The following is a 24,581-nucleotide window of genomic DNA, read 5'->3' as shown; positions in this document are numbered from 1 at the left end:
TGCGCCGATGCAGCCGGTAAAATAGCGCCCTGCCTTGCTTTCCCCACCCTGAACGACGACCAACTTACTATGCTGCGAATTAACGAACTCAAACTCCCGCTCGACCATGCCGAGGCCGATCTGCGCCAGGCCATCCTCGCGCGCCTGGGCATTGCCGGCGCCGACTTGCTCGGGTTTAGTGTGTTCAAGCGCAGCTACGACGCGCGCAAGCGCAGCGCCATCGTGCTGATCTATGCGATCGAGGCCGAGGTGCGCGACCAGGCCGGCGTGCTGGCCCGCCTCCAGCACGACGCCCACATCCTGCCCGCGCCCGACACCGGCTACACCTTCGTGGCCGGCGGCGAGCAGTTGCAGGGACACGACCGCAACGAGCGCCCGGTGGTCATCGGCACCGGGCCGTGCGGCCTGTTCGCGGCGCTGATCCTGGCCCAGATGGGCCTGCGCCCGCTGATCCTCGAACGCGGCAAGGTGGTGCGCGAGCGCACTGTCGACACCTTCGGCTTCTGGCGCAAGCGCGAGCTCAATCCGGAATCGAACGTGCAATACGGCGAAGGCGGGGCCGGTACCTTCTCCGACGGCAAGCTGTACAGCCAGATCAAGGACCCCAAGCATTACGGGCGCAAGGTGCTGACCGAGTTCGTCAAGGCCGGCGCGCCGGACGAAATCATGTACGTGAGCAAACCGCACATCGGCACTTTCCGCCTGGTCAAGATGGTCGAACAGATGCGCGAAAACATCATCGCGCTGGGCGGCGAATACCGCTTCGAGAGCAAGGTCGCCGATATCGAGGTCGAAGGCGAGGGAGACGCGCGCCAGATCCGCGGCGTGACCCTGGCCAGCGGCGAGCATATTCCCACGCGCCACGTGGTGCTGGCCATCGGCCACAGCGCGCGCGACACCTTCGAGATGCTCTACGAGCGCGGCGTGTATATTGAGGCGAAGCCGTTTTCGGTGGGCTTTCGGGTCGAGCACCCGCAGTCGCTGATCGACGCCTGCCGTTTCGGCCCGAACGCCGGCAACAAGATCCTCGGCGCGGCCGACTACAAGCTGGTGCACCACGCCGCCAACGGGCGCTCGGTGTACAGCTTCTGCATGTGCCCGGGCGGCACGGTGGTGGCGGCGGCCTCGGAGCCGGGGCGCGTGGTCACCAACGGCATGAGCCAATACTCGCGCAACGAGCGCAATGCCAACAGCGCCATCGTGGTGGGGATTACGCCGGCCGACTATCCGGGCCATCCGCTGGCCGGCATCGCCCTGCAGCGCCAGCTCGAAGAAGGCGCGTTCGCGCTCGGCGGCGGCACCTATGATGCGCCGGGACAGTTGATGGGCGACTTCGTCAAGGGGCGCGCGTCGACCGCCTTTGGCTCGGTGCTGCCCTCGTTCAAGCCGGCGGTGCATTTGACCGACCTGGCCACCGCCCTGCCCGACTACGCGATCGTCGCCATGCGCGAAGCCTTTCCGGCGTTCGACAAGCAGATTCGCGGCTACTACCAGGAAGACGCGGTGCTGACCGGCGTGGAAACGCGCACCTCGTCACCGATCCGCATTAAGCGGCGCGACGACAACTTGCAAAGCCTGAACACGCGCGGCCTGTTCCCGGCCGGCGAAGGCGCCGGCTACGCTGGCGGGATTTTGTCGGCGGCGGTGGACGGCATCAAGGTGGCGGAAGCGGTGGCGTTGTCGATGGCGCGATGAAAGTGACTTCCCGCAGGGGTGACTGGACGATCATTTCGTCACATGCGCTTGATCGACTGCAAGCCCGGACCGAGCGTTGGCACGTGCATAAATTGGAGTAAAATAGAAGTGGATTGACCGTGGAGGAAACATGAAGCCAGTGTTAAAGCGTTTCACGTCCGATGATGTGCGCCAGGCCAACAACAAGCTCATTGCCCGCAAAGACAAGGTACCAGACGGCCTCTCGCCGGCCGCCACAAAACTGCTGCGGCATTCGCGCTTCAGTCCGGAAGAGATCAACCACGCTTTCGCCGAAGCGCGCCGCGTCGTCAGCGGGACCTGATTGATGGCGGGACCAGTCCCTCCTGCGCCAAGTACGCCTTCAGTACCGGCGGCGCCCGCCGCTCCGCCAGCTGCCGGAGTGTCGCCTGCCGCTTCGTCCTATAACTGGATCTACAAGGAACTGGTCAACGACCCCAACGATGCCGTCGGAGCAATTGCCTATGTTCTGTACAAACGGGACAAAATCGCTTTTATTGAAGCCACCATTTCCGCCCACGGGCGCCTGCCCACACCGGATGAACTGAAAGTCTTCCATACGCAAACGTGCGAACTTACAAAAATCGCAACCTATCGTGCGCAGGCACAGCAGCTTGCGGAGGCGTTCCTCAACGCTGGAGTGGCCCAACGGATGCAGGAATTTGAAGACGAGGTACGCGAAAGCGTCCTCAACCAGAATATGTCGGCTGTGCTCGCTGAACTGAAAAGCAAAAAGAATCTTCTCGCTTGGCTTGGTGACATCGTTGGAAATCTAGGCGTCAACATTCTAACGATCATTGTCATCGGAGCCCTTTTTGGCGGCTACCAAGCGATGGCGAAGTTTAACGCTAACGTGGAAAAAATTGCTAACGTACCGGTGGTCACTGAAACGCCAGCTCCTAAGCTCACTCAGCCGCCTCCCTCGGGCGTCATCCAGCCTGAACCGGTCAAATGAGCCGGCATAGCCTTCGGAAAGATGCCTTGGCCACCAAGCAGATCTGAATCAACCCAAGAAATGAACCTGGTCACCAGGAATGCTAAGTAAGTGCGCATAAATTCTTGTGATTTCCAGCTTCCATAAGCGGCGCCTTGCTGTGTTGCCCACCGCTAGCAGTGCTCGCACTGCTAGCGGCGTGCGCCTTGCAAGGCATCCGCTTCTGTTCGCTATAAATCACAATAATCTCTGCACACTTACTTAGCGCACTCTGCGCGACCGCCGAACAACTTGTCAGAAATCCCTACAGCCAGCCCGACTTCCTGAACCGGTAATACAGGTAGAAACACACGCTGATCATCACGCACAGCGCCGCCAGGTAACCGAAATGCCATTTCAGCTCCGGCATGAATTCGAAGTTCATCCCCCACACGCCGGCGAACGCGGTAAACACCGCGAAGATCGCGGCCCATGCGGCCAGCCGTTTATTGACTTCGCCATCGTCGATCGCCACCATCGACAGATTGACCTGGATCGCCGTGCCGATGGTGTCGCGGATGGTGTCGAGCGAAGCGTTGATGCGCTGCAGGTGGTCGTGCACGTCGCGGAAGTATTCCTGGGTGTCGCGGCAGAACGGGGGCACGCGCCCGCCATGCAGCTTGCCGATGGCGTCGAGCAGCGGCGTGACCGCGTGGCGCAAGGTCAGCACCTTGCGTTTGAGTTCATACAGGCGCTCGATGTTGTCGCGCTGCGAGCCGCGGATAAAAATGCGGTCCTCGATCGTTTCGAGTTCCGATTCGAGCGCGTCCACCACCGGAAAGTAACGGTCGACCACCGCGTCCATCAGCGCGTACAGCACGAACGAGGACCCCTTGGCCAGCAGGTGCGGTTCGCGTTCGGCGCGCGCGCGCACGCCGAGAAAACCGCGCATGACGTTGTTGCGCACCGAGAGCACGTAATTTTCGCCGACGAACATGGCCACCTGGCCCACGCTCAGTTCATCGCCATCGGTTTCCACCGTCTGCACGACCACGAACAGCGAGTCGCCGTACTCCTCGATCTTGGGACGCTGGTGGCCGCGCAGCGCGTCTTCCACCGCCAGTTCGTGCAGGCCGAATTCGTGCTGCATGATGGCCAGTTCGTCCGGCTGGGCGTCCTTCAGGGCCACCCACACGAAGCAGTCGGGTTTTTGAATGTAGTCGCTGATGGCTTCGACGGAAATGTCGGACAGCTTTTTGCCTTCCTGGTAGGCGACGCAGTTGATCAGCATGATGGTTCCAACGATAAATTGGACAGAAGCTTACACCATGCGGCGGTTGCGCGGATACAGCGCCGAGGGATGCATTTTCAGCCGCCATTAGCCGGCGAACCGTCCCCCCCCGCGCAGGCGGGGGTCCAAGTTCGCAGCACATCCCGCGACTGAGCCTTCAACTTGGGCCCCCGCCTGCGCGGGGGCGACGCTGCTGCGGTGATATCAGCGCCCCCTGCCCTACTCGTCCTTGGCGCCGTCGATCCCCAGTTCGGCGATCTTGCGCGTGATGGTGTTGCGCCCGATCCCGAGGCGCACCGCGGCATCGTTCTTGCGCCCGTGGGTGTGCTTGAGCGCCGTCTTGATCAGGGCCGACTCGAACTGCCGTCCCAGCACATCCATCACTTCCGACTGCCCGGCGGCCAGCATGCCGGCCGCCTGCAGCTCCAGCAAACCGATCCAGCCGCCCGCCGCGTCCAGCGCCGCCATGCCGGCGCCGCCGCCCACCATGCCGGCCTGGCCGCTGGCCTGCAGCGCAGCGCTCTCGCCCGGCGCCAGCGGCAGCGCCGCGTCGGCCGCGCCCTCCTGCGTCAGTTCGAACGGCATGTCTTTGACTTCCACCGTCTGGCCGGGCGCCATCACGGTGATCCAGTTGCACAGGTTTTCCAGCTGGCGCACATTGCCCGGCAAGTCCAGCCCGGCGAGGAACTGCATCGCCGGCTCGCTCATGCGCTTGGCCTCGACCCCGAGCTGGCGCGCGCTCTGCACCAGGAAGTGGCGCACCAAAAGGGGGATATCCTCGCGCCGCTCCCGCAAACTGGGCAGGCGCAGGCGGATCACGTTCAGGCGGTGGTACAAGTCTTCGCGAAACAGGCCGTCGCGCACGCGCTGTTCCAGGTTCTGATGGGTCGCCGTGATCACGCGCACATTGGCCTTCATCGGCTGGTGCCCGCCGACGCGGTAGAAGTGACCGTCCGAGAGCACCCGCAGCAAGCGGGTTTGCAGGTCGAACGGCATGTCGCCGATTTCATCCAAGAACAGGGTGCCGTTCTCGGCCTGCTCGAAGCGCCCGCGGCGCGTGGTCTGCGCCCCCGTGAAGGCGCCGCGTTCGTGGCCGAACAGTTCGGATTCGAGCAAGTCCTTCGGGATCGCCGCGGTGTTCAGGGCGATGAAGGGCTGTTGCGCGCGCGGACTGTGCTTGTGCAAGGCGCGCGCCACCAGTTCCTTGCCGGTGCCCGATTCGCCCGTGATCAGCACCGTCACGTTCGATTGCGACAAGCGCCCGATGGCGCGGAACACTTCCTGCATGGCCGGCGCCTGGCCCAGGATTTCGGGGGTTTCGGTGGGCCCCGATTCGACGCTGGTCTCGCGCAGGCTTTCTTCCAGCGCGCGCCGGATCAGTTCGACCGCCTTGTCGATGTCGAACGGCTTGGCCAGGTATTCGAAGGCCCCGCCCTGGAAGGCGGCGACGGCCGAATCGAGGTCGGAAAACGCGGTGATGATAATGACCGGCAGGCCGGGATAGCTGGCCTTGACGGTCTGCAGCAGGTCCAGCCCCGACTCGCCCGGCATGCGGATGTCGGACACCAGCACTTGCGGCGTATCGAATTCGAGCGCGGCCATCGCATCGCGCGCGTTCGAAAAGCTTTTGGTGGCGAGGTTCTCGCGTGCCAGTGCTTTTTCAAGCACCCAGCGGATGGAGGCGTCGTCGTCGACTATCCAGATTGGTTTCATGTGTTCGCGCTTCCCCGCAATATGGATCTTCAATTGATGGGACCCGGACGACAAGGCTGATGCGCGGCTTATGGCAGCGGCAACAGGATCCTGAAATCCGTAAATCCAGGCCGGCTTTCGCACTCGATCACACCCATGTGCTGCTGCACGAAGGTCTGCGCCAGTGTCAGCCCCAGGCCGCTGCCGCCCTCCCGTCCCGATACCAAAGGATAGAAAATGCGGTCGCGGATCTGCGGCGGGATGCCCGGTCCATTGTCGATGATATGCAAGTCTAATGCCAGCCCGTAGCGCACCTTGGCCAGGGTCACCTGGCGCGCCACGCGGGTCTTGAAAACCAGCTGGGCGTCGCCCGCCACAATCTGCTCCGACAACGCTTGCGCCGCATTGTGGGCGATATTGAGCACGGTCTGGATCAACTGTTCCTTGTCGCCCCTGAACTCGGGAATCGAGGCGTCGTAGTCGCGCCGGATGGAGAGGCCAGCCGGGAACTCGGCCAGCATCAGGCTGCGCACGCGCTCGAGCACTTCGTGGATATTGACGTCGCCGACGATGTGCGGACGCCGGTGCGGCGCCAGCAGGCGGTCGACCAGGGTTTGCAGGCGGTCCGCTTCCTTGATGATCACCTGGGTGTACTCGCGCAGCTGGGTCAGGTGACGCGCCGGCAGTTCGAGTTCGAGCAGTTGCGCCGCGCCGCGGATGCCGCCCAGCGGGTTCTTGATCTCGTGCGCCAGGTTGCGCACCAGTTCCTTGTTGACCTGGCTCTGGTCGAGGATGCGCTCTTCGCGGTCGAGTTTGAGTTGCTGGACGTTCTCGCGCAGCTCGATCACAATGCCCCACTCGCCGGCTTCGCTGACGATGCTGTGCACATGCAGCGGCTCGCGCCCGCTGCGCTCCAGGGTCAGGTCCTGGCGCAGGTCGGCGTATTTATGGGCCAGCGCCTGCTCGCACAGCTTGATCAACTCCTCGGCATTGAGGAACAGCGTGTTCAGTTGCTGGCGTTGCAGGGCGCGCAGCGAGCTTTCGAGCAGGTTCTCGCAGGCGGCGTTGGCGAAGGTGATGGCGCCGCCGGCGTCGACCAGCAGCACGGCCGACGCCAGCAGGTCGAGGCCGGCCAGGCCGTCCCGTCGTGGCGCCGGGGGAGCGGCCGGGGTCATTTGATGTTCGAGATTTCGCGGCGCAGCGCTTCGACATTCTTTTCGGCGCGCGCGACGTTTTCCGCCATTTGCTTGACCCGCTCTTCGTACTTGGCGTAGTTCTTCTCGTTGCCCTGGCGTTCAGGCTCGCCCTTGTTGTATTCGCGTTTGAGTTCGGCCAGCTTCTTCTCTTCGGCGCGCAGTTCCTGATTGAGGATTTCGCGCCGGTCGGCGTCGCGCGCGCGCTGCTCGCTGCCGCCCACCTTGGGAAAATCGGTCGGCGTGGTCACCGGCTTGGCCGGCCCGGTATTCTTGCGCGCGGACGGCGCCGGGATATTGTTCGGCACGTCGAGCTGCTTGCAGCCGCTCCTGGGGTTGTCGGTCAACTCCTTTTTGCCATTGGCGTCGACGCACAAATAGATGTCGGCCCGGGCCAGCGGTTGCACGCCCAGGCCGGCGAGCAGCGCCAGCGCCAGTAAAGGCAACTTCGGCGAGCGCAGCGGGCGGAGCAGGCGAATCCGGGACATCCTCGTTATCATAAGCATCAGCGTTGTTTCACGGAATTCCGTGGAGTAATTAGATTCAACCGAATATACAACATCCAATGAAAAACGCGAGGAAAGCCGTGGCCTTCCTCGCGTTTTTATACCGTAGAGATACGTTTTGATGTCTCTACGGCCACAGGTGCTGCAAGTTGGCAATGCTTGCCAACAAAAAACAATTACAGCGAATAGTACATGTCGAATTCAACCGGGTGCGTGGTCATGCGCATGCGTTGCACGTCCTGCATTTTGAGTTCGATGTAGGCATCGATCATGCTGTCGCTGAAAACGCCGCCGCGGGTCAGGAACTCGCGGTCCTTGTTCAGGTTATCCAGTGCTTCTTCCAGCGAAGCGCACACGGTCGGGATCAGCGCGTCTTCTTCCGGCGGCAGGTGGTACAGGTCTTTCGACGCCGCTTCGCCCGGATGGATCTTGTTGGCGATACCGTCCAGGCCCGCCATCAGCAGCGCGGCGAAGCACAGGTACACGTTTGCCAGTGGATCCGGGAAGCGGGTCTCGATGCGGCGGCCTTTTGGATTGGCCACGTGCGGAATACGGATCGAGGCCGAACGGTTCTTGGCCGAGTAAGCCAGCTTGACCGGCGCTTCGTAGCCAGGCACGAGGCGCTTGTACGAGTTGGTGCCCGGGTTGGTGATCGCGTTCAATGCCTTGGCGTGCTTGATGATGCCGCCGATGTAGAACAGCGCATCTTCCGACAGGCCCGCATAGCCGTCGCCGGCGAACAGGTTTTTGCCGTCTTTCCAGATCGACTGGTGCACGTGCATGCCCGAGCCGTTGTCGCCAACGATCGGTTTCGGCATGAAGGTGGCGGTCTTGCCATAGCTGTGGGCCACGTTCCAGACCACGTATTTCAGGTTCTGGGTCCAGTCGGCGCGCTCGACCAGGGTCGAGAACCGGGTGCCGATTTCATTCTGGCCGGCGCCGGCCACTTCGTGGTGGTGCACTTCGACCGGGATGCCCAGTTCTTCGAGGATCAGGCACATTTCCGAGCGCATGTCCTGGAACGAATCGACCGGTGGCACCGGGAAGTAGCCGCCCTTGACGGTTGGACGGTGGCCGCTGTTGCCGCCTTCGGTCTTGGCGTCGGTCGCCCACGACGATTCATCCGAATCGATCTTGACGAAGCAGCCCGACATGTCGATCTTCCAGCGCACGCTGTCGAAGATGAAAAATTCCGGCTCAGGGCCGAAGTAGGCGGTGTCGCCGATGCCGGTCGACTTGAGGTAGGCTTCGGCGCGCTTGGCGATCGAACGCGGATCGCGGTCGTAGCCCTTGCCGTCGGCCGGTTCGATGACGTCGCACTGCATGAACAGCGTGACTTCTTCCATGAACGGGTCGATGTTGGCGGTATTCGGGTCTGGCATGAGCAGCATGTCGGACGCTTCGATGCCCTTCCAGCCGGCGATCGACGAGCCGTCGAAAGCGTGGCCCGATTCAAATTTGTCGAGATCGAAGTGCGATACGGGAACCGTTACGTGCTGCTCTTTGCCGCGCGTATCGGCGAAGCGAAAGTCCACAAAGCGAACGTGCTTCTCTTTAACCATTTCCAAGACTTCTGCGGCCGTCATTGCCATGCGTATCTCTCCTAAGATAAATGGGGGGTTGCCGCCCGGGCGGCAAAACTTACAGGAATCATAGCAGAAAGCGTGCCAGCCAGACCACATAGACCAAAGGCAATAGCAGCGTTGAAAATGCTGCCAAATGGCACTAAACTTCTGGGTTCCTGTTGGCGGCATGCCCGTGGCGCCTGGCTGCGCTCGCACTGCATTGGTGCAAACGCTGCCGATTGCACCAGTTTGATGCGCCATGCACCGAAAAGGGAAATATGCCGCGCCATGGTGCGTCGCTCATATAATAATCGCAAACTTCACCGAGGAATACGCCATGAGTAACGTCGAGACCCTGCTTGCCGCCGCCCGCACCCGCGCGCCGGGCGAACCGTATGCCGGAGCGGTGACGCCGCAGGAAGCCTGGGAACTGCTGCAAAGCGAAGCGCGCGTGCGCCTGGTCGACGTGCGCACCGACGCCGAGCGCGCGTGGGTCGGCAAGGTCGCCATTCCGGCGCAGCAGCACTGCGCGGTGCAGTGGAGCGTGTGGCCGGAAGGGGTGCCCAATCCCGATTTTGTGCAGCAGCTGCAAGCGGTGGCGCAGAAGGATGAAGTGTTGCTGTTTTTGTGCCGCTCGGGCGTGCGCTCGCGCCACGCGGCCAGGGTGGCGACGGAGAACGGCTATGCGCACGCCTTCGATATCCTGGAAGGTTTCGAGGGCGACAAGGATGCGGACGGGCACCGCAAGAGCGTGGGGGGATGGTGCAAGGCGGGCTTGCCGTGGATGGGGGCTTGACACCCGTATAGGTTCATAGCCTGATTAACCTCGGGTCAAATGCACCGCCAGGGCGCGCACATCGCGGCCATACTGCACCGGTTCTGTTGCACCGGTGGAAAAACGGCTCACGTGGGCCTGGCCGCAGCCGCAGGCCACGGCCAGCGTGCGGTGCTCGATGTCATCGAACGCGCACGCGGCACATCAATGACCTGGCGTCGCTCGGCCACGACGGCCTGCGCCAACGGCTCTTTTTAAGGAAGCTGCGTGAGTAACTGAATTTTTCTTAGATCCATAATTCTTCGCGACTTATACTGCGCCGTTCTTCTTTGGCCCGCGCGGGGTGCGAGCTATTGCAAAGGCTCAGGTAACGGCAAGCTTGCGTGTCACGTCAAACGTCCAGTCCTGGCGCTCACTGCCGATTGCACTCGACGGTCGCGCTGCCGACCTCGGCTGCTGTCGTCCGATTGCGGACGATTGAGAAATTGAATACAAACTAAGCCGATTTCGCATGTTCTGGGCCACCAGCACGCTGCGCCTCCTGCCTATGCGTCAACGACCTTTAACTTCTTGGCCGCGATCGCTGTCCTGTTGGCATCAGCGAATTTTTTCCCGTAATCGTGATTCGTAAATGCGAGTTCGAGGCCAGTGATATCGGCAGGCCACTGATGCCCTGTATTCCGAAGTTTGACTGGTTGATAGAAACTTGATTGCTTCGCAGATGGTCGCCGCAGGCCATAGAAACCCAACACGATGCAGAGACTTGTTATCACCAGCATTGGTACAACAATCGTAACTATTTTTTCCTCCGCAAATTGGGGGCCGAAGAAAATCCAGCACATCCCGAGGACAAGTGAAAGCAAAGCCGTAACCGCAGCAATACCCAATACGGTAGGTCGCCTGCGCTGCGACGAAGAAACACAGCCAGAACAATAAGGAAATGGCAGTTCGATCTTGATCTCAGCACCGGCTAGTCCAAAAAGCGGCAGCCGACGAAGATCCGTTGCCTCCATCCGAACATCTTGTGTCGAGCCACAGTTGCAGCAGGAATCGACGGGGGCGACGAGCTGCACATCGTTCTTGATTTGAAGGTTAACGAACATGATAGGATATTTTCAATTTTATGTACTCTGTTAGGTTCATACCAGTTATTTGCTGCTTTCCATCCCATGCTTTGCTGTGACCGAACGTCCGCTCCTGGCCGACTCCTGTCGATTGAGGTAGCCTGACTCTTTCGGGCACTCTGGTCACCTAAGCTGCGGCGCCAGGCGCGGCACCGCGCCCAAGCTGGCCCCTGGCAGCCGCGCCGTTCCGAAACTTGAGGCCGAGGTCGTCAAACTGCGCAAGGAGCTCGCAGAGGCGTCGCTACCAAAGTACGCGATGATGAAACAGTGACGACTCGACTATCCCGTCACCGCTCTGTGTCGCGTGTTTGAGGTTTCGCGCAGCGGCTTCTATGCGTGGACGGACGGCAAGCTGTCGCCGCGCGCGCAGGATGATGCGCGCCTGACGGTCGCCATTGAGGCCGCCCGTGCGCAGAGCCGCCCGACGTAGTTCGCTGCGCATGCCGCCGGAACTGGAAGCGCAGGACGTTACGGCGGGGCGGCGAGGACTGGCTCTACCTGGCAGGCATCCATGTCGCGCAGGGGGGAACAGCTACGACAATGCTCCGAAGGAAAGCTTCTGGGCAGCCTGAAACAAGCGTGCCCGCTATTGACAGTATAGCTCATGAATACGCCATCTTGCCGGGTACCGTCACCGTGATGTCCGTGCCCGCACCGGCTTTGCTGCTGATATCGAGCACCGCGCCAATGCTGCCGGCACGCTCGCGCATGCCCACCAACCCCCAATGGCCGGGGCGTTGGCCGGTCGCGGCGACAATGTCATCGAGTCCGCGCCCGTTGTCGCGAATGCGCACAAGGAACGCACTGGCGCTGTAAGTCAGTTCCAGGTCGATCCGCGTGGCATCGGCATAGCGTGACGCATTGAACAGCGCTTCGCGCGCGATCGCGTAGACTTCCGCATGGACGTCCGGGCGCAACTTGACCGGCTTGCCATTGACCTGCATGCCGAACGCGTGCGGCCAGTATTCGGCCAGCCCCTGGCCGAACTGTCCCAAAGTCTGTTCCAGCACCTCGTCCGAGGATGGGGTGCGCAAGCCCATGATCTGGTCTCGCCCTTCCGCCAGCAATTGCTCCGCCAGATTGAGCGTCTGGTCCAGGCGCGTGCGCTCCTGCGTGCCCTCTTCCACCTTGCGGCTGTGGGCGTCGAAGGACATCAGCAGCGCCTGCACACTTTGCAGCAAGGTATCGTGCAAGGCGCGCGCGACGCGCGTGCGTTCCGCCAGCCGTTCCTGCACACGCTCCTGCATGCGCTGCGTAAGGTAGCCAATGCGCAGGGCATAGGCGGCATACAACAGCACTACGCCAAGCGCCGCCGCCAGCAGTTTGAACCAGCCGCTCTGCACGAACGTCGGGGGAATCTCGATGTCCACCGTGGCGCCCACGCTATTCCACACATTGTCCTCATTCGATCCGATGACCTCGAAGCGATATGTGCCGGGCGCCAGGTTGGTGTAATACGCCTGGCGACGCCCGATCGCTTCCTGCCACACGCGCTCGAACCCAAGCAGCCGGTAGCGCAGGCGCACACGCTCGGGAATCGACAAACTCAGTGCGGTGAAGTCGATCTGCAGAGTGCGCGCCCCTTGCGGCAGGGTAGGCACGCGTCCATCGGCAAGCGGGTAACGCACGCCATCGGCCATCACACCGGTGACGTGTACCGGCGGCGCCAGCCGGTTACGCAGGATGTTGGCCGGATCGATGGTGCCCACCGATCCCGTGGTGGCGTACCACAGCACGCCGTCCTGCGCGCGTTTCAGCGATGGCACTGGCCGCAATTGCGGCGCGTGGCCCTGCATGCCGTCCTGCGCATCGAAGCGCTCGAACGCCACCGCGCTGCGCGGGTCCGTCAACCATCCATGCAGGGCAGCGGCGGCGATGCGATACAGGCCGTCGGCGCCGTGCAGCCACAGGTCGCCGCCAGGCTCGCGGACGATGCCCGATACGCCCCGAAACTGCTCGTTGCGCTCGCCGTGCAAGGCGGTGAAGCGTCCATCGCGGTACAGCACAACGCCGTTTTCGCCGCCCGCCCACATACTCTTCCCGTCGGGGTGGAGTGTCAGGATCGTACCGAGTTTCAGCCCCTGGTCCGCGCCAAGCTGGCGTACGGCGCCGTCGTTGACGATGCTGACCTGGCTGCGCAGATGCCCCATCCAGACATTGCCGTCGGCATCAACCGCCATCGACGTCGTCAAGAGATCGGGAACGCCTCCCGGCTTGGTCCACGCGCCCTCGGCCAGCTTGTACACACCTTTGCCCGCCGAGAACGAGACCCACAGCGCGCCGTGACGGTCCTGCTGCATGGCGTGCACACGCAATCGCGCCAGTTCGCCCGGAAAGCGGAACGTGGTCAGCACAGCGTCGCGATCGCGCCGCTGCACGCCCACCATCCCACCCAGCCACAGCACGCCGTCAGGGGACGTGTAGCTGGCGGTCAGTTGGCCCGGCACTTCGCGGCTGATGCGCCCTTCGCGGCCGAAACGCCACAGGTCCCCGGCATAGTCGCCCACCCACATCTCGCCCGCCGGCCCGCTCACCAGCGCGGGAGACTCCAGCTGCCGGGCCAGGGGCACGGTGCGCAGGCGATTCGGGCGCAGCCGGTCCATCCCGCGCTGCGTGCCGATCCAGAGATTGCCTTCCCGGTCTTCGAACCGTGTGCTCGGGAGCGGGCCGCTGATACCGTTTTCCCTCGACAGGCGCTGGTCCGGCAGGTTCGGGGCCAGCCTGCGTTCCAGGCCATCGGGATGCATCATCCACATGGTTTCGTGGCGGTCGAAGTACATCCCGTAGCCTTCCAGTTCAGGCGCGGCCGGCTCGCCGGCGGCAAGCGCTGTCGCGCGAACGCGGTAGTAACCCTGCTTGAAATCGTTACCCCAGATGGTGCCGTCGGGCGCCTCGCACAGCCACACCAGCGTCACGTGCGGCCACGCGCGCGTGAAGCGGGTCTCGCCCGGCTTGCGAAACCAGGCGCCCGTGTTGGTGCCGACCCAGGTGGTGCCGTCGCGGGCGAACAGAATCTGGAACACGCCCAGGGCCGGCAGCCCGGACTCGGGGCCAAGGTAGCGGAAACGGGGAGCGCCAGGGGCCAGCACCGCCACGCCGTCGCGCATGGCTGCCCATATCGCCCCGTCGGGCGCCGCTTCGATGTGCATCACGCCGACCGGTTGCAAGCCGCCGCCTTCCGCATAGGTATGCGCGCTGCCCTGCCTGAACACCGACACGCCGCCGGCACGGTAGCCGATCCAGAGCGCGCCGTCGGGCGTGGTGGCCAGCGCCATGATATTGCTGGAGTCGAGCCGATGGCCATGGACGGTGTCGGTGCGCTCGAAACGCACGCCGTCGAAGCGGTACAAGCCGGTCGGCGTCGCGATCCAGAGCCAGCCGTCGGGGCCTTGCGCAAATTTGGTCACGCCTGTCGGCGCGCCATCGAGTTCGGTCCAGGCCGTGTGGGTGTAGTCGGTGAGTAAAGGCCGGGGAGCGGCCGCGCAAGCGCATTGACAGCCGGCCGCCAGCACCAGCAGACACCAGGCCCTCCATGCGCGCAAGATCATCGGTGGGCCGTTATTTGGCCGGCACGATCGCGCTATCGGCGTTTTTTACCCGCTGCCGCACAAAATTGATGTGGCTGCGCAGTCCGTACAAGCCATCTGCAAACGCCAGCGGAATCGAAATCTGGTTTACCATTTCTTCGATTTCATCGAGGCGCTTCAACAGGCCCGCGCACACTTGCGCGCGTTGCGGTCCGTGGGCCGCTTCCAGCTCCTGCTCCACCGTGCGTAGCTGCCCGTACCAGCGGTACACGCGCGAGCGGATGCGCCATACGTACAAGGGCGGCACCACCTTCGACAGCGGCAGCACCAGGGCGGCCAGCGCCACCACCACGACCCACATGCGATCAAAAAAATTGGCCAGCCAGAAGCTCATGTAGTGCTGCAGCAGCGGCGCGCCATCTTTGTAGAACTTGGCCGCTTCGCGCGCCACGGGAATTTCGGTGTAGCGCGCCGACGGAAACTGTCCCTGCTGCTGGAACCAGCCGGTGCCGCCATGGATCTCGCTGGCCGCCTGCACATACAGGTCGATCAGCGCCGGATGCAGATCCTCGCGCGCCACCAGGGTCGCGGTGGGGGCGATCAGATGGTAATCCTGGGCAGGGATGTCGCGCCCGACGTCGACAATCCCGCGCGGCAGCACCACGTGCGAGACGAACGGCAAGCGCCGCGAATAGGCCTCGGCCTGGGAAAAATCGAACAGCTTGAAGCCCGGCGTTTGCAGCAGCATCTGCACCAGCGGCGCGTCCGGACCGGAGCTGAAGACCAGGCCATCGATGCGCCCTTCCAGCAGTTCCACCGTGCCCGGCGTGTTCTCCAGCGCGCCGATGGTCAGGTCGCCCGGCTCGACGCCGTTCAGCGCCAGCACCTGGCGAAACAGCTTCGGCACGCCGCTGCCTTCCGGTCCGAGGTTGATTTTCAGGCCCTTGAGTTCGGTGAGCTGGGACACGTGAGCGTCTTCGCGCAGGAACAGCCAGACCGGTTCGGTGAACAGGCTGCCGATCGAGACCAGTCCCTTGCGCTGGGCTTCGGCCTGCTCGGTCGATCCGCTCTGGACAAAGGCGATATCGACCTTGCCTTCATTAAGGTGCTGCAGGTTGTCCTGCGAGCCGAGGGAGCGCTGCAGGGTGACCTTGATGCCATGCTTGCCCAGCTTGGCCGCGTATTTTTTGCCGAATTCTTCGTAGGCGCTGTTTTCCTGGCCGGTGCCGAGCGTGACGCTGCGCGGCGGCGAAGGGTCGACCAGCAGGTAGGCGAGCGCGCACAGGGCGACGATGGTGAGGACGGTGGGACCGGCGGTGGCAACCAGGTCGCGAAACGAGAACTGGGTAAACTTCCGGATTTTGGACATCGCACGTTGCAAAGGTTTCATGGTTCGGTACGATGCCAACATTTTCCGAACTATGCAAGCACGGGCCGATCTTAATGCCGAAAACCTAAAAGCCGTCTTTCCCGCGCAGGAGGCTGTCTCAAAACGCTAAAATCACCGCTAGGCGGTAGACTCTTATCCGTCATTCCCGGCCTGGGCGGGAATGACGGTGCTGGAGGTGGTAGTCGTTGAAGGCGTCCCTTTTGAGACAGCCTCGCAGGCGGGAATCCAATTTTGTCGAGCCGCCTGTGGCTGCGACACGAACTTGGATTCCCGCCAAGGGGGCCGCCGAGGCCGGGAAAGACGGCTAAAAGGTCTGCGGCACTAAATCCGACCCAGGTCTACGCTCGACCGTTTCGAAGCTCCGCCGCGATCACCGCACGCACTGCTTGACAGTGCCATCCGTCGGCGGCTCGATCATCGGCATCAGGGTCGGCGCCAGCACTGTGAGCAACTGCACCGGCAAGGCACTGGTAAAGTCGTAGTCGGCCGACGACGGTCCGTGCACATACGCCGTCATGCTGCCGAAAAAGCGCTCGCCGATGTTGAAGACGAACGTCGCCGAACGATTCACGTAACGCGATTCGATCAGCCGCCCGCCAGCGCCATACACCTCGAAGCGCTGGTCGCCGGTACCGGTCTTGCCGCCCACGGCGATGATGCTGCCGTCGGCCATCTTGAAGGCCGTCTTGACCCGCTTGGCGGTACCGTCCGACACCACGCCGCGAATCGCATCAGCCACCGCGCGCGCCACTTCCGGCGACAGAATCTGCTCGCCCGGCGCGCTCTTGGCCTGCTTGACCAGGGTTTCGTACGGCGTACCTTCGGCAAAATGCAGCGAGTCGATGCGCTGCACCGGTTTGCGCACGCCCTTGTTGACGATAATGCCCATCATCTCGGCCAACGACGCCGGGCGGTCGGCCGACGCGCCCAGGGTCGTCGCATACGACGGCACCAGCGAATCGAAGGGATAACCCATCTTCTTCCACTGCGCGTGGATCTTCAAGAACGCTTCGACTTCCAGCAAGCCGGCGATGCGGCGGTCCTGCGCGTGCTTGCGGTGCGTGTTGAACAGCCAGGCATACACTTCCTGGCGCTGCTTGACGCTGGCCCCGATCATGTCCGAGTAAGTCGCGGTCGGATTGGCGCGGAAGTAACCGACCAGCCACAGTTCGAGCGGGTGGATCGAGGCCAGGTAGCCGCGGTCGGCCAGCGACATGTTGGCCGGGGCGTACTGGTCGTACATGCGGGCGATGCGATCTTCCGGCACTTCGTTGGCCGACACCAGGTTGTCCTTCACGAAGGCCGAGAACTGGGCCAGGGTGGCGTTCGGGGCGATCGTGCGGTGCACGTTGGCCAGCCGGGTCGGGGTCGGACGGAAGCTCGCAAGCAGGACTTTTTCGGCGTCGGCCGCGTTCTTGCCCTTGTACTTGTTATAGAAGCGGCCGAGGAACTCGCGTCCTTCGCGGTCGGCGAAGCGGGCCAGGTATTCGGCGCGGCGCGGATCGTCGGCGTCGGCCAGCAGCGCGGCCGAGGAACCGGGCAGCTGGAACATGTAGTAGCGCACCACGTCGCGCATCAGGCGCACGAACACCAGGTTGGTCGAGCTGCGCAGGGCCTGGCGCACGCTCATGACGCGCGAGTTATCGAGCTTGCTGAAGTTGCCGAAGGTGTGCATGCCGCCGCCGGTGAAGAAGCCTTCACCCGGGTTGCCCGAGTACTGGCGTTCGATCGCCGCTTCCAGCATGGCCGGTAGGTCGCGCGCGGCATTCGCCGGCAGCGTCAAAAAGTATTCGATCGCCCATTGCGACAGGCGGTCCTTGGGATCGACCACCACCTTGCGCAGCTCGGCGGCGCTCATGCCGTTGTAGCGCTGGTACAGCTGGTCGATGATGTCCATGTAGGTCACCAGGGTGCGCAGCTTGGCGGTGGAGCCCAAATCGAGCTTGGCGCCTTCGTTGATGTCGAGCGGCTGGTCGTAGTTATCGGTCTGCACGCGCAGGTAGTTGGCCTTTTCGCCGCGTTCCATCAGCGTGAAGCTGTACACCACGCTGGCCGGGTCGCCGTTGCCCAGCATGCCCTTGCCGGTCAGGCCGGCCTCGCGCGCCGAATCGGTGTCGCGCAGTTTGCGCAGCATGGCGGTGACGGCTTTTTGCGCTTCCGAGTCGAGCGTGCTGACCACCGACAGGTCGAGGCGGTCCACGTTGTACAGGCGGGGGTCGCCCAGCAAACCGGCCAGGTGCGTGCGCACGGCGTTCGAGGCTTTGCGCGACACGAAGGCATTGGCCGCCGGCGGCGCCACGCCGGAACCCTTGGCCGGTTCCAGCTTGACCGCCAGCGCGGCGTCGCGCAGCTGGGTCGTGATCACGCCGGCCTGGGCCAGCACGCGCAGGTGGGTGTTGGTCAGGTTTTCGAGGTCGTTGGCGCCGGCGCCCAGGTAGTGGGCCGGACGGCGCTGGGCGATCATCAGCGACAGCGCCTGTTTGTACACCAGCGCGGCGTCGGGCGAATGCGGCTCGTCTTTGAGCAGCTTGTTCATGGCCGCGAAATCGCGTCCGTACCAGACCCACATGCCGTCGCCGATACCGTTGACTTCACCGTAGCCGAGTTTGGCCGACAGCGGCACCGTGTTCAGGTAATCGATGACGATCTGGCGCCGCGCTTTGGTGGTGTCTTCGCCGTACTGGTAGGCGCGCAGGGTCGCGGAGACCATCTGGCGCGCTTTTTCCGACAAGGAGCTGGTGCGTCCATCCGGCGAATGGCGGTATTTTTCGATCTGGGTGGCCAGCGTGCTGCCGCCGGCCGAGCGCTTGTCGCCGCCGCTGAACACGTGCAGCGACTTGTCGAAGACGGCCTTGCTGAAACGGTCCCACTCGACCGCCGGATTGCGTTTCGGGTAGGTCGGGTCGAGCAGTTCGCGGTTTTCGATGAACAGCAGGCTTTTGACCAGCGAGGATGGCGCGTCGTCGAACTTTTCGTAGAAACGCTCCGGGTAGCGCGCCAAAAACAGTGGCTCGCCGCGGCAGTCGAGGATTTCGAGGCCGACCTTGGTTTTTTCGCGGTAGGTGGCGAACAGGCCCTGGTCGGCCAGTTCGACCATCTTGGGCGACAGGCGCGCCTGCGAATCGATCATGAAGTCGCGCGCCTTGAGCTTGGCCAGATACTCGGGCATGTTGGCGTAGCCGAGCCGCTCGTCGTACGGGCTGTCGTGCGGGAAGCGGATGTTGGTGCTCGGGCCTTTTTCGACCTTGTAGTTGATCTTCTTGGCGATGCCGGCAAAGTACTTGGCCTGCATCGCCGAGGTGCGCACTTCATCGAGCAGCCACCAGACGCCGGCGCCCAGCAGGACCAGTAACAGCAACCACAGGACCAGCTTGATGCGGCTGCGGCGGCGCGGAGGGGTGCCTTGCGGCTCGGTGGCGTGTTCGGAATCGGGCAAGGTAGCGCTGTCGGTATCGGAAGTGAGCAAGGTGTCGGTATCGGTATCGGTGGGCGTGGCGGCGGCGCTGGCGGCGTCGCCGGACACGAGGGACAGGTGGGAATGCGGCGCCGCCGTGCCGTCGTCCGGCGCGGGCGGCACCTGGCCGAGTTGGATCATTGCCGCACGGGCGCGCAATTTGCGCACCGCGCTGGCGACGATGCGGGGCCGTCGAGAACGACGATTACTTTCCATGATGGCTCAACCGGTTCAAATCAATCGTACCTGCAATCACCGCATCAACCTTCGCCATCGTGCAACGGGTCGCTTCGTGTGATCGGGTGGTCAATCGCATTCCTGAAATATTTAAAATGTCACGCATTCAATTCTCACTCGAATCTCACGCAAGAGTCATGCGCAAACGAGTGCTGCACGGTCACCATTCCACCACATCGGGTGACCGTGGCGAAGGCATGTTCAAGAAAACTTGATCTGGTCGATTGTTTTTCGCAAAAAAACAACGGCTCAGCGCGCCGCGCAAAAGCGCTGCCGCAAAACGCGTCACATGCCGGTCACACTATGGCCCGCACGGAGCGAAATCGATCCGCATGGCGGCCAGCTGCGCGCACATGTCGGCGAAGGCCGTCGCGGTCAGCGCCGGCTCGCCCTTGACGCCCAGTTCGATATGGCTGCGCGTGAGCGCGTCGCCCACGCTCGGCAGGCTGAATACCTTGAGCGGGGCGTAACGCGCTTCGAGTTCTTCCATCAGCGGATTGAGGGTCGACTCCATCGAGCCGTACACCAGCACCGACTGTTCGCTGTGCGGCTGGCGGTTGAACAGGTGGCTGTAGCGGTTGTCGAGCACCCAGGCGATCATCGGCCAGGCCATCACCGGAAAGCCCGGCACGAAGTGGTGGGTGCCGACCGTGAAACCGGCGATCTTGTTGTAGGCGTTGGGGATCAGCGAGGCGCCTTCGGGGAACTCGGCCATTTTGAGGCGGTGCAGGTTTTCCGGGGAACCGAGGTCGACTTCCTGGCCGGCTTCGCGCGCCATGTCGCCGATGCGCTCTTCAATGTTGAGCCGCCCCTGCGGGTGCAAGGCCAAAGGCACGCCGAGCGCGGTGGCGGCGCACTGGCGCGTGTGGTCGTCCGGGGTGGCACCGATGCCGCCGCAGGAGAACACGATGTCGCCGCTGGCCATGGTGCGCTTGAGGGTGGCGCTGATGCGCGCCGGATCATCGCCCAGGTACTCGGCCCAGTCCAGCTTGAGGCCGCGCTCGGCCAGCAGCTCTAGCACTTTGGGAAAGTGCTGGTCGCGCCGCTTGCCCGACAAAATTTCGTCGCCGATGATGATCAAACCGATTGCCATGTGATTCTCCGTTGGTGCAAACGCTGTTGCAAACGCTGTTGTAAAAGTCGTCAGTGTGCCATGAAAGACTCAGGCCGGTGGCGGCGTGTCCGCCCCGACCGCGACGGCAGCGCCGGCCAGCGGCGGGGCCTGGGACGCGCGCAGGTCGGCCAGCGCCTGCATGCAGTAGTACTGGAACCAGAGCGCGGTAAAGACGAAGATGAGCACATACAGCCAGATCGAGATGGCCGCCAGGAACGGGAACAGCACGAACGACATGAGCGCGCCGCCGAGCCAGACGATGCCCGGCAGCGCGCCGATAAAGCCGGAAACGATGCCGATAAAGGTCAGTTGCGCGCGGTGGCGGCGCCGGATGGCCTTCATTTCGTCGGCGCTGGCGTAGTCTTCCAGGGCATCGTAGACCATCACGCGCGTGGTCAGGGCGCCCCACAACACCACCTGCACCAGCACCGCCACCGGCGGCACAATGTACAGCGGCAGGGTCGCGATCCAGACCACCACGAACAGCAGCGAGGTGCTGATGTTGATCGCCAGGCCGGCCATGAAGCTGCCTTCGTTTTTGGCTTCGAGCGTGCTGAAATGGCGCGTCGCGACGTGGCGCGTGATCGGCGGCATGGCGGCCACGCCCATGAAGATCAGGGCGGTGACGATCATCAGCGGCAGCAGGAGCAGCATGGCGATCAGCGGCACGATCACGGTTTTCAGGGCACCCATGCCGAACGTGCCGAGCATGCCGCTGGTGGTCTTGAACCAGCCGTGGTCCTGGAACAGGGTCTGGACGTAGTCGAGCAGCGGCTGGAAGCCGAAGGCCAGCAGGACGGCCCACAGCAGCACCGACAGCACGAAGGGAATCACCGTCAGCAGCAGCATCTTGGGATTGGCCTGCGAGACGAGGGCGCGGCGGTAGGCGGTGGCGACGGGGCGCCAGGGAGTCTTGGTCATGGAAAGCGGCCCGATGGTAGTCAAAAAGTCCACGCAGTGTAGCGCGCTTTGGGCGCTTGCGGGGGTGGAGCCAATAGCGCTTCGGCACGGCATGCACTACAATCGCCAATCACATCGATCCACTAAGGAAAACCATGTCCACTATTACTACCGATTCCGGCCTCCAGTACGAAGACACCACCGTTGGCGAAGGCGCACAGGCGCAAGCCGGCCAGCGCGTCACCGTTCATTACACCGGCTGGCTGCGCAACGACGACGGCACTGCCGGCGCCAAGTTCGACTCCAGCAAGGACCGCAACGACCCGTTCAAGTTTTCGCTGGGCGCCGGCGAAGTGATCAAGGGCTGGGACGAAGGCGTGCAGGGCATGAAAGTCGGCGGCGCGCGGCGCCTGACGATCCCGGCCAGCCTCGGTTACGGCGCGCGCGGCGCGGGCGGTGCGATTCCGCCGAACGCCACGCTCATTTTCGACGTCGAACTGCTGAAGGTTTAAGCATGTCGACGGGCGCCCTGCGTTACGCGCTGGCGCTGCTGGTGGTAGCCGCCTCGAGCGGCTGCGCCGTCGTTGCGGTGACCGGCGCGGTGGTTGGCGCCGGCGTGGCGGTCGGCTCGGCGGCGGTTGGCGCCGGGGTCGCGGTGACCAAGGGTGCGGTCAAGGTGGCCACCTACCCGTTCCGCGACAGCGACGAGGAAAAAGCGGCCAAGGCGAAGGCCGAGGCCGAGGGCAGGGACTAGGAGTTCGCGCGCGCGTCGCGCGATTTTTTCGTCTCGACATCCAGGTCCGGCAGGCTGCCAACTAAGCTTACTGCGCAGCGCCGGCGCTCAAGGCTGCCGCCGTCACTGCCTCGATATCAATCCGTTTCAAGCCCTGATTGACAATCTTGCGCACGCGCTCGCCTTCGGCGTTGGAGCGAAAGCAAATGTAGAGCCGCTTCTCTTCCAGCAGGCGGGGATGGAAACGCAGCGTCGGCGCCACGGCGCGCAGGACGGCGTCGTTGAGGATCAGGTGCTCGTACACGCGCCGGTCGATCAATACCAGCGGCACCCGCCTGGCGGCCAGCTTGCGCAGGTTTTGCTTGTCGTTCACCGCAGTATCGATCATTTGCTTTCCTTGGCGCACCCGCGTATCGAACTCGTTTGTATTGACATAACCTTCGACGACGCCGATCCGGTACTTTGACAGGTCGGCCACGGTTTCCCATTGAACCGGTGCGTCCGCGCGGTAGGCAAAGCCGAGCGGACCGCTGCCGATCGGGTCGGATACGAGAAAGTCGCGTTCCAGCCCGGCCGAGTGGTATTCGGGGTAATACCCGGCAAATGGAGAATCGTGTTTGATCAGGGCGATCGCTCGGGTCCATGGAAAGTAGTGAACTTCCAGGCGATAACCCATGCTGGCAAGCGCGGCGGCGATGACCGCCGTCGTCACGCCTTGCCGCGGCAGCGACGCGCCAGTGTAGGGAGGCCATTCGAGCGAGGAGAGCCGGATGACGCGGCTGGCATCGGCCAGCGGCGGGCGCACGGGCGTAGCGCCTGTCGCGTCGCTACAGAACAGCATGGCCAAGCCACAAGCCCACGCCGAAAAAACATGTACGCCCGCTCGCATCATAGGCACCACGGATCAGGACAACGGTATGTCGATACGAAATCATACACCCAAACAGTGGCATTTGCCTTATGGAAACTCCATTCTCCTGGATCCCTGGCCCGCAGCGTCACTTTTTTGCTGCGCAAGCCTGCGCAATCCGGTCAGTCGACAGATTTTCAACCCGGCTGTTGGCGCGACCAAGTAGACTCGTAGTCCCTGCCTACCATCGAGCCATCAATGATGAAAATTCTTGCAGCGGTCATGCGCGTGGCCGCCCTGGGACTGATGAGCGCCTGCGCCACCCCGGCACCGGACGAGCCGGCACTGCTGCTCATCGATGGGTCGCGCCTGCCGCCGGTCAACGTCAGCATGAGCGTGCCGAACCTGAGTCACTGCACCGACAGTGGCGACCAGACCCTGAGATTGAACGCCCAGCAGCCGGTCACGGTGCTGGTCCATGGCTGTTTCAGCTCGGCCGGGCGCTACCGTGGAATGGCCCAGGTACTGGCTTTTCACGGCCAGCAGACCGTGTGTTTCAACTACAACGACCGCGACAGCCTGCTGCGCAGTGCCGCCCAGCTCGACGCCGCAATCACCGGGCTGGCCCGGGGTTTGGACAAGCAGCCCATTACCGTCCTGGGCCACAGTCAGGGCGCCCTGATCGCGCGCAAGGCGATGTCCATAGGCCAAGCCGATGCCATCGAGGGCAAGGATGGGTCGCTGCGCCTGGTGACCGTATCGGGACCGTTCGGCGGCATTGCGGCGGCGCGCCATTGCGGCAGCCGCTTGTGGAAGACCCTCTCGCTTGGACTGGTCGGGCCGATCTGCCAGATCGTCACGGGCGATAAATGGTCCGAAATTACCTACACCTCGCCGTTCATCGTCGATCCACCCCCGCTCGATCCGCGCGTGACGGATTTTCTCAAGATCGTGACCGATGAAGGCGGCAGCTGCCGGCGCATGAGCCAGGGCGCTTGCGTGGAGTCGGATGCGATTTTTTCCCTGGCGGAGCAACGCAACCCGGCGATTGACAACGATCCACGGGTCAAGATCGTGGAGGTGAAGGCGGGTCATGTCGAGATTGTGGGCAACAATCGCAACGGGCCGGTGAAGCTGATCGCCGTATTGCAAGAACAGGGGGTGATCAAGCCGACCGCGCCGGAACAAAAGGAGAAGTTCGGCTTGTTGCTAACCCGCTTGTTCGGGGAAGCGGCCCGCTAAGCTGAGCATGTCCTCTAATCTCTTGCGCTTTTCCGGGGTTTGGCGTGCAAGCTGCGCTAAGATTCTCATCCTATATTTCAGCCACCCCAGGAGATACGATGAGTTTGCAGGAACAGTTTGACCAGGCCTTGGCCGATTCCAAAAATCTGCCCGAGCGTCCGGATAATCAAACCTTGTTGAAGATTTACGCGCTCTACAAACAAGCATCGGCCGGCGACACCGACGGCAACCGTCCCGGCATGACCGACTTCGTCGCCCGTGCCAAGTACGATGCGTGGGATGCCGTCAAGGGCACGCCCAAGGACGAGGCCATGCAGCAGTACGTCGACCTGATCGACGAATTGAAGGGCTGAGAGGCCACC

General features: G+C 63.1%; 20 protein-coding genes. 8 read left to right on the top strand and 12 right to left on the bottom strand.

The window, feature by feature from the left end:
• Positions 1-69 precede the first annotated feature (69 nt).
• From F2P46_RS19260 to F2P46_RS19250, 3 genes are all read left to right on the top strand, one after another.
• Entirely contained in the window at positions 70-1,695 is a 1,626-nt protein-coding gene (locus F2P46_RS19260) for an NAD(P)/FAD-dependent oxidoreductase (RefSeq protein WP_166893105.1), read from the top strand.
• Positions 1,696-1,825: 130 nt separating this feature from the next.
• Entirely contained in the window at positions 1,826-2,017 is a 192-nt protein-coding gene (locus F2P46_RS19255) for a hypothetical protein (protein ID WP_166893103.1), read from the top strand.
• Positions 2,018-2,020: 3 nt separating this feature from the next.
• Positions 2,021-2,668: a hypothetical protein gene (locus F2P46_RS19250; protein ID WP_166893101.1), complete on the top strand. Its 648-nt coding sequence runs from the start codon at positions 2,021-2,023 to the stop codon at positions 2,666-2,668.
• Positions 2,669-2,951: 283 nt separating this feature from the next.
• Here the strand turns inward: F2P46_RS19250 and corA are convergent, their stop codons facing one another.
• The 5 genes from corA to glnA all read right to left on the bottom strand — a co-directional run bounded on the left by corA (position 2,952) and on the right by glnA (position 8,900).
• Entirely contained in the window at positions 2,952-3,917 is a 966-nt protein-coding gene (corA, locus tag F2P46_RS19245; protein WP_166893098.1) for a magnesium/cobalt transporter CorA, read from the bottom strand.
• Between the two features lie 219 nt (positions 3,918-4,136).
• Positions 4,137-5,630 (bottom strand): nitrogen regulation protein NR(I), encoded by a 1,494-nt coding sequence (gene ntrC, locus F2P46_RS19240; RefSeq protein WP_166893096.1) that lies wholly within the window; start codon positions 5,628-5,630, stop codon positions 4,137-4,139.
• Between the two features lie 68 nt (positions 5,631-5,698).
• A complete protein-coding gene (glnL, locus tag F2P46_RS19235; protein WP_166893095.1) occupies positions 5,699-6,784 on the bottom strand; it encodes a nitrogen regulation protein NR(II) in 1,086 nt (361 codons plus the stop codon).
• Positions 6,781-7,290, bottom strand: a complete 510-nt coding sequence (locus tag F2P46_RS19230) for a DUF4124 domain-containing protein (protein ID WP_166893093.1) — start codon at positions 7,288-7,290, stop codon at positions 6,781-6,783. The genes glnL and F2P46_RS19230 overlap by 4 nt, the downstream gene beginning before the upstream one ends.
• 194 nt (positions 7,291-7,484) lie before the next feature.
• Positions 7,485-8,900 carry a type I glutamate--ammonia ligase gene (gene glnA, locus F2P46_RS19225; RefSeq protein WP_166893091.1) on the bottom strand — a complete coding sequence of 472 codons (1,416 nt, stop codon included), beginning with the start codon at positions 8,898-8,900 and terminating at the stop codon, positions 7,485-7,487.
• Positions 8,901-9,210: 310 nt separating this feature from the next.
• Between glnA and F2P46_RS19220 the strand changes: the two genes are divergently transcribed.
• Entirely contained in the window at positions 9,211-9,669 is a 459-nt protein-coding gene (locus tag F2P46_RS19220; RefSeq protein ID WP_166893089.1) for a rhodanese-like domain-containing protein, read from the top strand.
• 524 nt (positions 9,670-10,193) lie between these two features.
• On the opposite strand, the gene F2P46_RS19215 is transcribed toward F2P46_RS19220, so the two are convergent.
• The 6 genes from F2P46_RS19215 to F2P46_RS19190 form a co-directional block, all read right to left on the bottom strand.
• The gene (locus F2P46_RS19215) at positions 10,194-10,751 is read right to left on the bottom strand and encodes a hypothetical protein (RefSeq protein ID WP_166893087.1); all 558 of its coding nucleotides are present in this window, start codon (positions 10,749-10,751) and stop codon (positions 10,194-10,196) included.
• A 623-nt stretch (positions 10,752-11,374) separates the two neighbouring features.
• Complete coding sequence (locus F2P46_RS19210; RefSeq protein WP_166893085.1) at positions 11,375-14,320, bottom strand: sensor histidine kinase; 2,946 nt, start codon at positions 14,318-14,320, stop codon at positions 11,375-11,377.
• 10 nt (positions 14,321-14,330) lie between these two features.
• Positions 14,331-15,668 (bottom strand): TAXI family TRAP transporter solute-binding subunit, encoded by a 1,338-nt coding sequence (locus F2P46_RS19205; RefSeq protein WP_166893083.1) that lies wholly within the window; start codon positions 15,666-15,668, stop codon positions 14,331-14,333.
• A 391-nt stretch (positions 15,669-16,059) separates the two neighbouring features.
• Positions 16,060-19,359 carry a transglycosylase domain-containing protein gene (locus F2P46_RS19200; protein WP_229509354.1) on the bottom strand — a complete coding sequence of 1,100 codons (3,300 nt, stop codon included), beginning with the start codon at positions 19,357-19,359 and terminating at the stop codon, positions 16,060-16,062.
• A gap of 322 nt (positions 19,360-19,681) precedes the next feature.
• The gene (locus tag F2P46_RS19195) at positions 19,682-20,473 is read right to left on the bottom strand and encodes a molybdopterin-binding protein (RefSeq protein ID WP_166893081.1); all 792 of its coding nucleotides are present in this window, start codon (positions 20,471-20,473) and stop codon (positions 19,682-19,684) included.
• A gap of 69 nt (positions 20,474-20,542) precedes the next feature.
• Complete coding sequence (locus F2P46_RS19190) at positions 20,543-21,415, bottom strand: EI24 domain-containing protein (RefSeq protein ID WP_166893079.1); 873 nt, start codon at positions 21,413-21,415, stop codon at positions 20,543-20,545.
• A gap of 134 nt (positions 21,416-21,549) precedes the next feature.
• Here F2P46_RS19190 and F2P46_RS19185 point away from each other — a divergent pair, with 134 nt between their 5' ends.
• Positions 21,550-21,906 carry an FKBP-type peptidyl-prolyl cis-trans isomerase gene (locus F2P46_RS19185; RefSeq protein ID WP_166893077.1) on the top strand — a complete coding sequence of 119 codons (357 nt, stop codon included), beginning with the start codon at positions 21,550-21,552 and terminating at the stop codon, positions 21,904-21,906.
• 2 nt (positions 21,907-21,908) lie between these two features.
• Positions 21,909-22,148: a hypothetical protein gene (locus F2P46_RS19180; RefSeq protein ID WP_166893074.1), complete on the top strand. Its 240-nt coding sequence runs from the start codon at positions 21,909-21,911 to the stop codon at positions 22,146-22,148.
• 67 nt (positions 22,149-22,215) lie between these two features.
• Here the strand turns inward: F2P46_RS19180 and F2P46_RS19175 are convergent, their stop codons facing one another.
• Positions 22,216-22,968, bottom strand: coding sequence for an ABC transporter substrate-binding protein (locus F2P46_RS19175; RefSeq protein WP_229509355.1), 753 nt, complete (start codon positions 22,966-22,968; stop codon positions 22,216-22,218).
• Positions 22,969-23,235: 267 nt separating this feature from the next.
• Between F2P46_RS19175 and F2P46_RS19170 the strand changes: the two genes are divergently transcribed.
• Both F2P46_RS19170 and F2P46_RS19165 read left to right on the top strand, forming a co-directional pair.
• A complete protein-coding gene (locus F2P46_RS19170; protein WP_208296691.1) occupies positions 23,236-24,219 on the top strand; it encodes a hypothetical protein in 984 nt (327 codons plus the stop codon).
• Between the two features lie 98 nt (positions 24,220-24,317).
• Positions 24,318-24,572 carry an acyl-CoA-binding protein gene (locus tag F2P46_RS19165; RefSeq protein WP_166893072.1) on the top strand — a complete coding sequence of 85 codons (255 nt, stop codon included), beginning with the start codon at positions 24,318-24,320 and terminating at the stop codon, positions 24,570-24,572.
• The last annotated feature ends 9 nt before the right edge of the window (positions 24,573-24,581 follow it).

Origin of the sequence: Massilia sp. CCM 8734, from assembly GCF_011682155.1 — a bacterium.
Lineage (GTDB): Bacteria > Pseudomonadota > Gammaproteobacteria > Burkholderiales > Burkholderiaceae_D > Telluria_A > Telluria_A rubra.
The sequence above is the reverse complement of the archived record's forward strand: the minus strand, read 5'-3'. Positions and strand labels throughout refer to the sequence as shown.